This window comes from Nostoc sp. NOS(2021), from assembly GCF_017115025.1.
Classification (GTDB): domain Bacteria; phylum Cyanobacteriota; class Cyanobacteriia; order Cyanobacteriales; family Nostocaceae; genus Nostoc.
The window spans coordinates 50,338-65,463 of record NZ_JABXKM010000114.1; the positions used below are offsets into that span (position 1 = coordinate 50,338).

General features: G+C 42.9%; 10 protein-coding genes and 1 pseudogene. 9 read left to right on the forward strand and 2 right to left on the reverse strand.

What is annotated here, in order from left to right:
- Positions 1–267 precede the first annotated feature (267 nt).
- The 3 genes from HWQ41_RS14355 (at position 268) to HWQ41_RS14365 (ending at position 4,973) form a co-directional block, all read left to right on the forward strand.
- Positions 268–867: a cell division protein SepF gene (locus tag HWQ41_RS14355; protein ID WP_292763685.1), complete on the forward strand. Its 600-nt coding sequence runs from the start codon at positions 268–270 to the stop codon at positions 865–867.
- A gap of 477 nt (positions 868–1,344) precedes the next feature.
- Positions 1,345–2,163: a pyrroline-5-carboxylate reductase gene (proC, locus tag HWQ41_RS14360; RefSeq protein WP_292763688.1), complete on the forward strand. Its 819-nt coding sequence runs from the start codon at positions 1,345–1,347 to the stop codon at positions 2,161–2,163.
- Between the two features lie 134 nt (positions 2,164–2,297).
- Positions 2,298–4,973 carry an RNA helicase gene (locus HWQ41_RS14365; protein WP_292763689.1) on the forward strand — a complete coding sequence of 892 codons (2,676 nt, stop codon included), beginning with the start codon at positions 2,298–2,300 and terminating at the stop codon, positions 4,971–4,973.
- A 273-nt stretch (positions 4,974–5,246) separates the two neighbouring features.
- Here HWQ41_RS14365 and HWQ41_RS14370 read toward each other — a convergent pair whose 3' ends face one another.
- A complete protein-coding gene (locus tag HWQ41_RS14370; protein WP_292763691.1) occupies positions 5,247–5,630 on the reverse strand; it encodes a hypothetical protein in 384 nt (127 codons plus the stop codon).
- A 379-nt stretch (positions 5,631–6,009) separates the two neighbouring features.
- Positions 6,010–7,347, reverse strand: a complete 1,338-nt coding sequence (locus HWQ41_RS14375; RefSeq protein ID WP_292763694.1) for an Nramp family divalent metal transporter — start codon at positions 7,345–7,347, stop codon at positions 6,010–6,012.
- A gap of 248 nt (positions 7,348–7,595) precedes the next feature.
- Between HWQ41_RS14375 and HWQ41_RS14380 the strand changes: the two genes are divergently transcribed.
- From HWQ41_RS14380 to HWQ41_RS14405, 6 genes and pseudogenes are all read left to right on the forward strand, one after another.
- A complete protein-coding gene (locus HWQ41_RS14380) occupies positions 7,596–9,584 on the forward strand; it encodes a heavy metal translocating P-type ATPase (protein ID WP_292763697.1) in 1,989 nt (662 codons plus the stop codon).
- A gap of 95 nt (positions 9,585–9,679) precedes the next feature.
- Positions 9,680–10,357, forward strand: coding sequence for a hypothetical protein (locus HWQ41_RS14385; RefSeq protein ID WP_292763700.1), 678 nt, complete (start codon positions 9,680–9,682; stop codon positions 10,355–10,357).
- 230 nt (positions 10,358–10,587) lie between these two features.
- Entirely contained in the window at positions 10,588–11,574 is a 987-nt protein-coding gene (locus tag HWQ41_RS14390) for a hypothetical protein (protein ID WP_292763703.1), read from the forward strand.
- Positions 11,559–12,491: a MoxR family ATPase gene (locus tag HWQ41_RS14395; protein WP_292763705.1), complete on the forward strand. Its 933-nt coding sequence runs from the start codon at positions 11,559–11,561 to the stop codon at positions 12,489–12,491. Before HWQ41_RS14390 ends, HWQ41_RS14395 begins: the two co-directional genes overlap by 16 nt.
- Positions 12,484–13,869 carry a hypothetical protein gene (locus HWQ41_RS14400; protein ID WP_292763707.1) on the forward strand — a complete coding sequence of 462 codons (1,386 nt, stop codon included), beginning with the start codon at positions 12,484–12,486 and terminating at the stop codon, positions 13,867–13,869. Before HWQ41_RS14395 ends, HWQ41_RS14400 begins: the two co-directional genes overlap by 8 nt.
- Positions 13,866–15,126, forward strand: a pseudogene (locus HWQ41_RS14405) (hypothetical protein); the annotation flags it as partial. The gene HWQ41_RS14400 and the pseudogene HWQ41_RS14405, both read left to right, overlap by 4 nt.

Sequence of the window (15,126 nt, forward strand, 5' to 3'; positions counted from 1 at the left end):
GCCAAGGGAAAATGGGGTATAAAGAACTTTCCTTCGGACAAACCTTAGGATATAATCTTGACTCCTTATTATGTTTAGGCGATGCACAGACCTTTCCAATAAGTGTCAGTTCATCGCCAAAACCCGTAGTATAGGCTACAAATAGCAATAGATTTGCTGAAGTATCCACCGATGTAGCGTAGTTTACTACCGTAGGCATCGCTCCTAGCTCAATCAATCCTAAGCCAAGTCAATACAGGCTATTCGCATCAGGAGAGTACACACACAATGAACAACATCTTTTCCAAACTCAGAGACTTTGTGGGTCTAAATGAGCAAGTGGAATATGAGTATTACGAAGAAGAACCAGAAACAGATAATAATTACCAAAATCTGTATCAGCAAGAAAATCCCCAACCAGCAGCACAAGAGAGCACAGCAGCTCAAAATCGACGCTGGCGGGAACCAGTGCCTACAATGGGAGATGATATAGCAGCAGGTTCAAAGCCAATGGGGAATGTGATTGGTATGCCAGGAGCAATTAACGGAATTTCGGAAGTTTTAGTACTCGAACCACGCACCTTTGAAGAAATGCCCCAGGCAATTCAAGCGTTGCGAGAACGCAAGTCAGTAGTATTAAATCTGACAATCATGGACCCAGATCAAGCCCAACGAGCAGTAGATTTTGTTGCAGGTGGTACTTACGCACTAGATGGACATCAAGAGCGCATTGGTGAGAGCATCTTTTTGTTTACGCCAAGCTGTGTCCAAGTTAGCACCCAAGGTGGTGTTCTTCATGAAGTACCACAACCACCAGCCCGTCCCTCTCGTCCTACAGGTTCTTCAAATCAAACCTGGGGCAACGAAACTAACCGGATGGCACAATAACAATTCAAAATTCAAAATTCACGCATTCAAAATTGTTCGCGTAGCGTCTCGTAGAGAAGAGAGTTTCAGTCGGGGTTTAAATCCCCGTCTGAAACTAAATCTACATGTAGACGTTGGCGTTAGCCTCTCCCTTTGAGAGAAAGGGTCTTAAAGCCTTTGATTTACGATAAAGTTAAATTAGTTGTTAGTCCTTTGTCCTTTGTCATTTGTTCTGGGTTTTGATTTCTACAAGCCGCACCCTCATGACTTCTAGTCATAAGTTAGGCGCCCCATAAAGGAAGTGGATTCGTGTTAAAATTAGTATAGCCGCCGTCGGTGCTAGGGAAGCTTTAAACGCCTGTGGAGAACTCATAAGACCTGGATTGCTCCAGGCGGAGATGGTTGAAGCTTTCCATCGCATGACTAGAAGTCACGCGAGGTTGAAAATAGTGACAAATGACAAAGGACGAATGACTAATGACTAATGACTAATGATCAATGACTATAAAATTTGGTTTAATTGGTGGCGGGGTAATGGGAGAAGCGCTCTTATCCCGCCTTATTGCGCGTGGAATTTATCAATCATCAGAAGTCATAGTTAGCGAACCGCTATCTTCACGCTTAGATTTTTTAAAACAGCAATACGATGTTGTTGTGACGACAGATAATAGCCAGGTTTTCACTCAAGCAAAAGAAGTTGTCTTTTTGGCAGTGAAACCACAGGTGTTTAGCGCGATCGCTCAAGAACTAGCAGATATTGATATTATTAATCGAGAACACTTACCCCTGATCATTTCCATCTTGGCGGGTGTACCTTTAAGTCAGCTAGAAGCTGCTTTTGTGCAATTGCCAGTTATTAGAGCAATGCCCAACACCCCAGCAACCGTGGGAGCGGGAATTACCGCGATTTGTTCAGGTGCATACACCAGCCCCAAGCACCACCAAATAGCACAGCAAGTTTTTTCTGCTCTGGGCGAAGTCGTGGAAGTATCAGAAGCGCTGATGGATGCAGTCACAGGGCTATCAGGTAGCGGCCCGGCTTACGTGGCGCTGTTAGTAGAAGCACTTGCTGATGGCGGAGTAGCCGCAGGTTTACCTAGAGCAATTGCCAATCAACTAGCCTTGCAAACCGTACTGGGAACAGCGAAACTGTTGCAGTCAACCAAACTGCACCCAGCAGAACTCAAAGATCGTGTTACCAGTCCCGGCGGTACAACCATTGCGGGGATTGCCAAACTAGAACAGGCAGGATTTCGTTCAGCTTTAATTGAAGCAGTAAAAGCTGCCACAGAGCGATCGCAAGAACTGGGAAAATAATTAAGAGTCCTTTGTGATTTGTCCTTTGTCCTTGGTGAAAAACTAATGACCAATGACCAATGATTAATGACTAATGACGAAGTTGACAAAAGACTCGTTAGTATAGTAAACAATCTGGTTGCAAATGTGATTGAGTGAATTATCCTGCACCGTCTCCAGAACTTGACTTAGGGTCTATATTTCCCTTTGAACTGGATCAGTTTCAAAAAGAAGCGATCGCGTCCCTAAACGCCGGACGCTCCGTAGTCGTATGTGCGCCCACAGGTTCGGGCAAAACATTAGTTGGGGAATACGCCATTTATCGCGCCCTGACGCGAGGAAAACGTGTATTTTACACTACTCCCCTCAAGGCGCTGTCGAATCAAAAATTACGTGACTTTCGAGAAAAATTCGGGTTTGATCAAGTCGGTCTGTTAACTGGAGATGCTTCCATTCACAGGGATGCACCGATTTTGGTGATGACCACCGAAATTTTCCGAAATATGCTCTATGGCACACCCATTGGGCAAGTCGGCATCTCATTAGTAGACGTTGAAGCGGTGATACTTGATGAGTGCCACTACATGAACGATCGCCAGCGCGGTACAGTTTGGGAAGAATCAATCATCTATTGTCCCCGTGAAGTTCAACTGGCAGCCCTTTCAGCAACCGTTGCCAACAGCGATCAACTCACCGACTGGCTAAATCGCGTTCACGGCCCAACTGACCTAATTTACTCCGATTTTCGCCCAGTCCCCTTGGAATTTCACTTTTGCAATCCCAAAGGGTTATTTCCCTTGCTGAATGATAGCAAAACCAAAATTAACCCCCGCCTTCAGAAAAAGAAGGGGAGAGGGGGAGAAAGGGAGAGGGGGAGAAGTGGTAGACCAGAGGCTCCTGGCATCATTTATACCTTGAGCCAGTTAGAGCAACGGGATATGCTACCAGCGATTTACTTTATCTTCAGCCGCCGGGGATGTGATAAAGCGGTGGCGGAAGTCGGTGATTTATGGCTGGTAAATAGTGAAGAGTCCCAAATTTTACGGGAACAGATTGATGACTTTTTAGCCCGCAATCCCGATGCGGGGCGTTCTGGACAAATTGCGCCCCTGTACCGGGGAATTGCTGCCCACCACGCCGGGATTTTGCCCGCCTGGAAAGCACTGGTAGAAGAACTATTTCAGCAAGGGCTGATTAAAGTAGTATTCGCCACTGAGACACTAGCAGCCGGAATTAATATGCCCGCCCGGACAACGGTAATTTCCACCCTTTCCAAGCGGACTGACACTGGACACCGCCTGTTGAATGCTTCCGAATTCCTCCAAATGGCGGGACGAGCAGGCCGTCGGGGGATGGATAAACAAGGTCATGTGGTAACAGTCCAAACTCCCTTTGAAGGAGCCAAAGAAGCGGCGTATTTGGGAACATCCAAGCCAGACCCTCTAGTAAGCCAGTTTACGCCCAGTTATGGCATGGTACTCAATTTGCTGCAAACCCACACCCTAGAGCAAACCAGGGAACTGATAGAGCGCAGTTTTGGGCAGTACATGGCTACCTTGCATTTAAGACCAGAATACGATGAGATGGCTGAACTGCAAACACAATTAGCTCAACTTCATGAGCAAATCGTCGCAGTTGATGAAAATGAACTGGCTGTTTATGAGAAATTGCGGCAACGCCTGAAAGTGGAACGCCAGATATTGAAAACCCTGCAAGAGCAAGCGCTCTCAGACCGCCAAGAAGAATTGGGGATGATGTTGGACTTTGCAGTGTCAGGAACTCTGTTAAGTCTCAAGGGCAAAAATATCACAGTTTCTTCACCTGTAACCGCAGTGTTAGTAGGAAAATCGCCTGGTTCTGGTCAAGCTCCTTACTTGGTATGCTTAGGACATGATAATCGCTGGTATGTAGCAACCACAGGGGATGTAGTCGATTTGTATGCCGAACTCCCACGAGTTGAGGTGCCACCTGATGTACTACCACCGCCAGAGATGCCTTTGAAACCAGGACAGTCGCGCCGTGGCAATGAAGAAACCTTTGCGATCGCTGGGCGTATTCCCGATCCGGTAGAATCTTTGCATCTGGCACCAGAAGTAGCAGAACAACTCAGTCGCCTTACCGCCGTCCAAGAACAATTAGAAGCTCATCCCCTACATGAATCAGGCAATGCTGCAACGCTTTTCAAGCGCCGCGCTCGCTATGTCGAACTAGAAGCCGAACTCGAACAGTTGCAAGGGCAAGTAGAGCAACAGTCACAACGTCATTGGGAAGAGTTTCTGAATTTAATCTCAATTCTGCAACACTTTGGCGGTTTGGATAACTTAGTGCCTACAGTATTAGGGCGAATCGCTGCCGCTATTCGGGGCGAGAATGAATTATGGCTGGGTTTAGTATTCGCTAGTGGTGAATTGGGCAACTTAGATCCGCATCATTTAGCAGCAGCAGCAGCGGCTTTAGTGATGGAAACGCCCCGTCCAGATAGCAAGGTTAACTTTGACCTTAGTAATGAAGTGGCAGAAGCCTTGGCAAAATTGCGGGGAATTCGCCGCCAAATGTTCCAACTACAACGGCGGTATAATGTAGCGCTGCCTATATGGTTGGAATTTGAGTTAATTGCCATAGTGGAACAATGGGCGCTAGGAATGGAGTGGACAGAACTCTGCGAGAACACCACCTTGGATGAAGGCGATGTGGTGAGAATTTTACGCCGGACGTTGGATTTATTATCACAGATACCCCACGTTCCCCATTTACCAGACTCTTTCCAACGCAATGCCCATCGGGCGATGCAGTTGATTGATAGATTCCCTGTAAATGAAGTGGTTGAATAAACCTGAGCGGGGCAAACCTGAGTGATACAGCTAATTGCCCGTTGATGCCAAATTCAAACAAATTAAAAACGCTTAAAAGTAGTAGTCTGTCACCATTAATTTTGAGGGGTTTGGAGTAGTACTACAAACCCCCCCAACAATGAATTTAGATTTGACCAAATAATAGTAGTGGTACGTAGTTAAAAATGCTTTTTTGGTTTCGTATATCTTCGTATACGTGATTAATCACGTGTATCTAACAGAAGTTATAGTCGCTATCAGCCCTCTTCAATCTTAGTACACCAAGTTTCCAGTACCGCGCAACTGACGCAAAGAATTTATACACAATGGACAGTCACATTTAAATAACTTAATTGCAGCATCGCTTTCCTCGTCAGTAAAATTCAACATGGCAATATTCTGATCTGATACTGATGTGACAATGGTTGAGGAACGCGCAGATGAGGTATACGGTTGCTTTCTCTCTGAATCTCGAATGCACACAAAATCTGTTCCACCATGTGGGTTAGTGATACAGGTACGACCGTCTTGTGTGTGCATTAATCGCTGAGTAATACTACTACTAGCATGGGCAGGATGAAATACTGCCAGCGTAGACATCAGGGACACAAAAATTGAGGAAGTGGAAAGCAAATTCAGGATAATTCTTTTGTTCATAAATTCCTTGAGAAAATTGTCTACTAGTTTAGGGTATTCGATTCACTTTCAAACTTCAAGTGAATTATCTCTAAGAATAGTTAGGTTGACACTTGTTACCCAAAAAAGTTCCATATCTTGATCGCAAGTTAGATGGGTATAAATAAACATAATACCCAGAAGCGTGACTTTTCGCCATTCGCCAGAAGTCGCGCTTCTATATCCTGAGTGTCTGATGTTTAATTAAGTTGATCTACTTACCTAGTTAAAGTCTGCGTAGACGCGTGGCGGTAGCGAGTCAGACTTCGCTCCGTTAAAATTACCTGTTGAAGCTTTTGCATCCCCTGATTATAGTATTCTGACGGTTGATCGGTATTTGTGGCGGCTATGGATAAACATTCTAGCTAGGATTCGGAAACAGCCAGCTTGAAATAGTTTGCAATAACAGCCAAACATTTAAACTGCCGATAACAATCGCTACTAACCACGATAAAATCTGCAACCACCAAGGATTGACAAATTCACCCATTAAGCGTTTATTACTTGTAAACATCACCAACGGCACTACGGCAAATGATAGCTGTAAACTCAAAATAACTTGGCTGAAAATTAGTAAGCCGCCTGTACTCTTTTCTCCCAAAAGCATAATTGAAATTAATGCTGGGATAATCGCAATTAATCTAGTTAATAACCTACGTAACCAAGGTTTCAGACGCAGATTCAAAAAGCCTTCCATGACAATTTGCCCTGCTAAAGTGGCGGTAAGGGTCGAACTTTGTCCAGAAGCAAGTAATGCTACGCAAAAAATTGCGCTAGCGGCATTCACACCCAATAAGGGAGAGAGCAATTTATAAGCATCTTGAATTTCTGCAACATTCTGATAACCAGAAAAATGAAAAGTGGCAGCAGCAATAATCAAAATTGCTGAGTTGATAAACAAGGCGAAACATAAAGCAACTGTAGAATCGATTGTGCTAAACTTAATAGCCTCCCATTTCTTTTGGGATGTTGATTCCCAATCCCGCGTCTGCACGATTGATGAGTGCAGATACAAGTTGTGTGGCATCACCGTTGCCCCCAAAATGCCAATAGCAATGTAGAGCATTTCTGGGTTCTGGACAATTTCTATTTTGGGAACATATCCTAATAAAACTCCGCCCAAATTAGGACGCGAAAAGATGATTTCTGCTGCAAAGCAGATGCCTACAGTTGCTACCAACAAGATTACCAAAGCTTCTGTATAGCGAAAGCCTTTGTTTTGTAGCAGTAACAATACAAATACATCTAGGGCTGTTATACACACGCCCAAACTCAGGGGAATGCCAAAAAGCAGTTGCAGCGCGATCGCACTTCCCAAAACTTCCGCTAAGTCACAAGCGGCGATCGCTATCTCACAAAGTATCCATAACCCGAAGTTGATACGCAGACTGAAGTGATCTCGACAAGCCTGCGCTAAATCTCGCCCCGTTGCTACTCCCAAACGCACACACAGCGATTGCATTAAAATCGCCATCAAGTTGGAAAGCATAATCACCGTTAGCAACGCATAACCAAATTTAGCCCCGCCAGCTAAGTCAGTCGCCCAGTTACCAGGGTCCATATACCCTACAGATACGAGATATCCTGGCCCTCCATAAGCCAGCATCTTGCGCCAGATGCTTTTAGTGTTAGGAATTTTAATGCTGCGGTGAACTTCAGGTAGGCTGGGCTTCCTGTCTGGGTTTTCTGGAATGGGCATTTGTTTACACTCTCAATTTTTCATAATTCTGTCATAATTTCTGAAAAAACTGACAAGAATAGCTACCTTGAGAAGGTTACAAATATTCAGATCCACTAAATATTAGTAGAAAGATTCAACAATAAACCTAAATTTTGTATTGATATAGATTCTCGTTCTTAAATTATCAACTTGTAAAAACTTCTTTTTTTCATTACATTTGAGAACAGGCTCATATATCAAATAACTGACTAGCCTCAATAGAAAAAATGAAGCAAAAAGTACATTCAGAATCTTCAGGTTGTTCCAACTGTGGACATGACGAACACGAGAATCATAACCATGATCATACTCATGATGAGAATCATAACCATGACCACAATCACGATCACGGTGGAGAATTCAATCTGAAAAATGAGGTTTTGCCTTTGGTAGTGATTTTAAGTTTATATGCGCCTGGTGTAATTTTTGAAAATCAATTACATAATACATTCTATTCAATAGGTGAATATCTGCTTTTCATCCCTGCCTATTTATTAAGTGGATGGAGTGTTTTAAAAACTGCTGGGCGCAATCTACTCAGAGGTAGAGTATTTGATGAAACATTTTTGATGACAGTAGCGACACTAGGGGCGATCGCAATTCATAAATTACCCGAAGCTGTCGGAGTCATGTTATTTTATAAAATTGGGGAATTGTTCCAGGATGTTGCCGTTAGTCGTTCCCGTAGTTCCATCAAAGCATTATTGGAAGTTCGCCCAGACTATGCCAATATCCAAATAGATGGAGAACTCAAGAAAGTATCGCCAGAAACAGTAAAGATTGGGGATATTATCGTTGTTAAACCCGGAGAAAAGATTCCCTTAGATGGCGAAATTATAGATGGTAATTCGCAAGTTGATACATCTGCATTAACTGGAGAATCTGTACCGCGAACTGTGAGGCTGGGAGAGACAGTTTTGGCTGGGATGATTAATAAAATGGGTGTGATCAGTATTAAAGTAACAAAACTCTTTGATGAATCTTCCATTGCTAAGATTTTAGACTTGGTACAAAATGCCAAAAGTAAAAAAGCAGAAACAGAAAAATTTATTACTAAATTTGCCCGATATTACACACCAATCGTAGTTTTTACATCTCTAGCAGTTGCACTATTACCTCCTTTATTCCTTTCGGGTGCAACTTCTTCAGAATGGGTTTATCGTGCCCTAATTTTACTAGTTATCTCCTGTCCGTGTGGACTCGTTATCAGTATTCCATTAGGTTACTTTGGAGGTATTGGAGGTGCAGCCAAACGTGGTATTTTGGTTAAAGGATCTACTTTTTTAGATACTTTAAATGCAGTTAATACAGTTGTTTTTGATAAAACTGGAACGTTAACTAAAGGAGTATTCAAAGTAGCAAAAATAGTACCATTAAATGGCTGGAATGAACAAGAATTGCTGCAATTAGCGGCTAAAGTAGAATCGCACTCAAATCATCCCATCGCTCAATCTATCCGCAAGGCTTATGGTGGAAAAATCGATGAATTTGAGGTGAGAGATTATCAAGAGATAGCAGGTTATGGAATTAGAGCCAAGGTTGAAAATAGGGTAGTGATAGCGGGAAGCGATCGCCTATTACATCGAGAGAAGATTGCTCACGATAATTGCCAGTTAGAAGGAACAGTTATTCATCTAGCAGTGGATGATATTTACGCGGGATATATTGTCATTGCTGATGAACTCAAAGAAGATGCAAGACTTGCTATTCAAGCACTCAAGCGAATGGGTGTAGAGAGAACAGTAATGTTGACAGGAGATAATCAAGCGATCGCCTCCCGAATTGCTCAACAGCTTGGCATAGATGCTTACGAAGCAGAGTTATTACCTGAAGAAAAAGTTAATGCCATTGAGAAGTTACTCAGCACCGCTGGCAAGTATGGTAAAGTTGCCTTTGTTGGGGATGGCATTAATGATGCGCCAGTGATTGCTAGAGCAGATATTGGTATGGCAATGGGTGGGTTAGGCTCAGACGCGGCGATAGAAACTGCCGATATTGTGATCATGACAGATGCACCATTAAAAGTGGCAGAAGCAATCCAAATCGCCAGAAAAACAAGGCAAATTGTTTGGCAAAATATTGGGTTTGCTTTAGCAATTAAAGGTGTATTTATTGGATTGGGTATTTTAGGTATAGCAACAATGTGGGAAGCTGTTTTTGCTGATGTTGGAGTAGCAATGCTGGCAATTTTAAACGCAACTAGAGCGATGAAATAAAATTTTTGTCAAATCGGGAATCTTTAATTGGGAATTTGTAGTAATTAAACTATGAGTACTTCTCACTCATATTCTGCTACCCAATAATAGAACCTATGAATTCATCAATCAAAGGCATTGCTACAGCTACTTTAGCTTTACTGCTAAACTATTCGGCAAACCCAGCCTTTGCACTACCCCAGAAAATAAATCATCCAATTACTGTTGCTAAATCGCAACCATTAACAGACACCTTGATTGTTCCTGGGGAACGAGTGGGGCCGATAACACGCATAACCACCAAGCAAGATTTAGTAAAGCTGTTTGGTGCATCCCATCTCGTTGATAAAACTATCTCTGGTGCTGAAGGAATGGGTAGTTTTGCAGCTACTCAGGTAAATCTAAATCAGGAGCGATCGCTCTTGGTAGTCTGGAGTGATAATACTCGTACCAAACCTCTAGATGTGCGTAACCTGGGTTCAGCTTGGAAAACCCGCGAAGGTATTGGAGTGGGAACACCCTTAAACGAGTTACGTAAGAAATTAGGTGATTTTAAACTTTATGGATTGGCGTGGGATTACGGCGGCACGATTTTGTTGGATGGTAGTAAATTATCCCGTTATCAAGGCAAACTCATTTTACGAGTAGACACTGCTGCAAATGCTTCTGAAAAGTTTCCCAATGACTACCAATCAGTGTCTGGGGATGCTACTTTTTCCTCCAGCAATCCCCACTGGAAACCTTTGGGAATCAGGCTAGCAGAAATAATCGTTGTACTCAACGCAAGTCAGTAGTGGTATGCTAAACATCTAGTTTGCTTGCTAGGGCGTAGAGGAACTATGGAGACAACATTCTTATACTAAGTCTAGAACTGGTAAATTACTGACAGAAGAAATTACATAAGTGGCATCTCGTGTCACAATCATGTTTCAGCTATTGAAACCAAACACAGTAAACCAGATTGCTAGATCGATAATCTGGCTAATCATCTTGAGTAAAGATTATTGACTCAAAAAGTAACTAGATGTCCTCTGAGCAGCATCTACAGCACAAACGTCATGCACTACAGGAACATTATGACCTGCTAGCCGAGAAGTTAAAAAGGTTGCATCGTGATTATGCGATCGTAGCAGATACTCTCATTCGCTTCCAATTAGAAAAGCAAATTGAACAAACTGAAGCTGAACTAAACGAATTGGATCAGCAGCTTGGTGATCTGGAACGAGCTTTATCTAGTGGAAGAGTGTATCGTGCTTTGTTGAAATTGGGCTATCGAGAGCAGACGCGAGCATTTCGGAAATTTATTGAGACTCATTCAGTAGCAGCCTTTCTAATCCACGGTTCACTTTACTATGGTCAACGCTGGTTGTTGAATCGGTTGGTGGTACAAAATGTCCCCAATATCATGACGGGAAAGGTTGTGCGAATTGAACTCAGTCGCATTGCTCGGAGGAGTGACAGTGCTGCTTTGTGGCGTGAACTTGGTGGTAGAGTTGGTCTAGGTAGGCAAAGCTCAATTCCTGAAATTGCCGAACGAGTTTATCAATGGTGGCGAACTCAGAATGTTCTGTTAATTTTATATGATGTCGATTGTCTTTCGGAAACTCTTTTAGACGATCTGATCCGAGATTTCTGGTTATTATTAGCGACTAAAGTTAAGACGGCTAGCCCGCAAGCGAGTCAATTCAAATTATTAATGTTCCTGGTAGATTATGATGGCTGCGTAGGTAGTTGGAATATTCCTTTTGTAGAACGGCTCGACCCTACTTGGAAGCCAGATAATCCTGTGAAACTACCTGAGATTAACCAATTTTCTGACGATGAACTAACTAACTGGCTAGAGTATGCAGCAGACGAACTGCCGACTAAACTGATAGATCAGTTAGATGAAACAGTACAAACAATACTGAAAAACAGTGATAATGGCATTCCAGAACCCGCATTGGGCGAAATTTGTCACCTGTCTGGCTGTAATTGGTATGACGAAGAGGAAAAATGGTTAAGGCTGTAGGTGGAAAACTCTTGGAATATGCAGGTAAAGTGCAGCCCCAGCTAGGAGAAAGGGGGGCGAACGGACAACTATTGTATCCCTATTTACCTAATCCTGAACTGGTAGAAGCAGTCAACTTGGCGATTTTCTTGGAACGACCGTTATTGCTCAAAGGAGAACCAGGATGCGGCAAGACTTTACTTGCAAGTGCAGTTAGCTACGAGCTAGGTTTGAACTTGGAAGCTTGGTATGTCAAATCCACTAGTCGGGCAAGGGATGGTTTGTATAACTACGATGCTATTGGACGTTTGCGGGATGCCCAGCTAGCTGCTTCCGATCGCCTGACAGCAGAACAAATCCAGCGAATTGATGACCCAACTACCTATATACGCTGGGGGCCTCTGGGACGGGCATTTCAGCAAGAAAACCGCACTGTCGTACTGATTGATGAAATTGATAAAGCTGACATTGACTTTCCCAACGACCTGCTGCTGGAATTAGATGAGCGACGGTTTATTGTCGAGGAGACAGGTCAGGAGATTGAAGCCAAAGCAGCACCGATTGTTTTAATCACCAGCAATGATGAGAAAGATTTGCCAGATGCTTTTTTGCGTCGGTGCTTGTTTCACTATGTTGAATTTCCTAGTCGTGAAAGACTCATCCAAATTATGAATGCTTTGTTTGGGAAAGCATCAGAGGTTTTGATAAACCAAGCTGTAGAGCGTTTTTGGGAGCTGCGGGAAGAAATGAAAAAAAACCAAAGTGGGGCAAGCAAGAAAATCAGCACTAGTGAATTGATTGACTGGTTCAAGGCTTTGCGTCGCTACCCCGAAGATGAGGCTTTGGCAAAACTGAATGGGAAGTTACCTTACCCTGGTGTGTTGTTAAAGAGTTGGGAAGATCACATCCAATATCTAAAGTTGAAAAGTAATGGATGATTTACCCCTACTGGAATTGTTTACTCGACTGCGGCAGGCAGGATTACCTCTAGGCGTGGATGATTACCAGTCGATGTTGCAGGCTTTGCAAGCTGGTTATGGTCTTCCAGATAGAGCTGCTTTAGCTCGATTGTGTCGGTTACTTTGGGTTAAATCAGTTGAAGAAAAATATATATTTGATTATCACTTTGAACAGTTAATTGGTAGTGAGACTGTTCCCCAAACCCAAGCTTCAAATGTAAACCAAAGTCAAGCTACTCAACTTGTTAGGTTTGCAACTTTAGTGGCAGTGTTGGTTTTAGGTGTAGGGTTATCACTATGGGTTACACACCCAAAAAATCAAGTGAGTGTACCTTCCCCTACGATATCTTTGCCAACATCAGTGCCAGTGCCAAAGGAATTACCCTCACCAGTTGCACCGACCCCGACTGCACAAATTACTCAAAATAAAAGTCAAATAAATTTGCCAGTTTGGTTGATTTTCTTGCTAATTTTGGCAGTAAGTTCAGGGTGTTTGTGGTTGCTAAGGTTGTTGATGAAGCGTCGCGATCAAAATAATCACTTACAGACAGAACCATCTAAGCCCATATCTACTGCTACGCTAGCTTCAGAATCGTTTCGTAATATTGAAGATGAAATACAAGTTGCCCAAGCGATACGTCAGGTGACTAGTGAAGGGGAGATGTTGGGCGATCGCTTTCTCTTGTCTACGGACTATTTGCCCGTAACTCAAAGGCAAATGAAGCAGATGTGGCGACATCTGCGGTGTTTGACTAAAGAGGGAATCGCTACAGAATTGGATATTGAGGCGACAGTTAACCAGATTGGACGCTACGGAATGATGCTGGAGCCTGTGTTGTCACCAGCTCGGGTGAATCGGACAGAACTGTTGTTGCTGATCGACCAAGACGGATCAATGGTTCCTTTTCATTCTCTGTCAGTTCGTTTGGGTCACACAGCCTCGCGGGGTGGGCAATTAGGTGCAGCTGGTATCTACTATTTTCATAATTGTCCAGTTGGGTATCTCTACTATGACCCAGTGCATCAACAAGCAGAGCCAATTGAAAATGTTTTAGTTCGCCTGCGTCAGAATAGAGTAGTAGCACTCATATTCAGTGATGCTGGCGCTGCTCGTGGTGGTCTGAATTCAGAGAGGATAGAGTTGACAAAGGTATTTCTCAAACAGTTAAAACAACACGTTCGTTATGTTGCATGGTTGAATCCCATACCGAAAAAGCGTTGGCTGAGTACAACTGCTGGAGAAATTGCTGGATTGGTTCCCATGTTTGAGGCAACCCGTGAGGGATTAGATAGTGCTATTAATGCTCTACGAGGTCGTCATCAGCAGTTTGCAGAACCTTTAAAAGGTGTAAAATGACTCGCACAGTAGCATCCTCAAATGAAGCTAAATATAGAATTGCAAAACGGCGCATTGAGTCATTTAGTAAACGCTTTGGCGAAGCGCATTTTTATTTAGCTTGCCATGCTGCTTTCCCATTAGCATTAACTCCTGATTTGCTATATCGCTTGTGGGCAAATTTCCAGCAAGATATTAACAGTAATCTACTGAATATTCCCTGGATTGCTGTCGCAGACCTGCTGCTGTCTAATCTTTGTAATGAAGTGGGTTACGAACTCTACGAGATCGATTGGGCAATCCGCAATGAACTTTTGAACCAACTGAAGAATAATCCGTGCTTTGGTCAGCAAAGAATTTTAGAACTCTCAAACTTTCTTCTTGCTTATATACAAGAACAGCTTAATAACTCCAATCCTGACACTCGTGACTTTGCCCAAGCTCAAAAGTGGACAGCTTTAGCTTATGCTCAACCTCATGAAGCAGCCCGTGAAATTGCTTCTAACTTGGCAAGCTTGAATATTGAAGATGGGTCAGAATGGATACGCCTTACTTCGCTAGTACAAACACTTGCAGACCCCCTGGTAGACTATGAACCTCTGCTAGTATACGTTAGTGGGATGAAAAGCTTCACCAGAGGTAATGTGACCGAGGCTAAAAATCTCCTCAGTCAAATTATGGACTCCAAAGACAAAATTCAGGTTGCTGGAGTCAATTTATTAATTCCAAACCAACTTAAACCCAAACCCTTACCTAAAGTTTCTCTTACAACAAAAAGGTATCGTTGGTTCATTGGGGTTAGTGTAACAGTAGTTGTTGTGGCAATCGGAGCCTTGATATCGCAACAGCTTAATCCAACTGGGGTTCAGCAGTTATGGAATAGTTTGTTTAATCAAGAACAAAAAGTTTCAAAAGATAATCCAACTGGGGTTCAGCAGTTATGGAATAGTTTGTTTAATCAAGAACAAAAAGTTTCAAAAGATAATCCAACTGGGGTTCAGCAGTTATGGAATAGTTTGTTTAATCAAGAACAAAAAGTTTCAAAAGAAAATATTTTATGGATACAAAGTAATATTCTTAAAGGTCATACTAATAGAGTTAACAGTGTAAGTTTTAGTCCTGATGGCCAAAAAATTGCCTCAGCCAGTCAGGATGGAACAGTTAGTCTCTGGAACCTTCAAGGTAAATTAATCATTATGTTTAAGGGGAATACTGGTGCAGTCAACAGTGTAAGTTTTAGTCCTGATGGCCAAAAAATTGCCTCAGCCAGTCAGGATG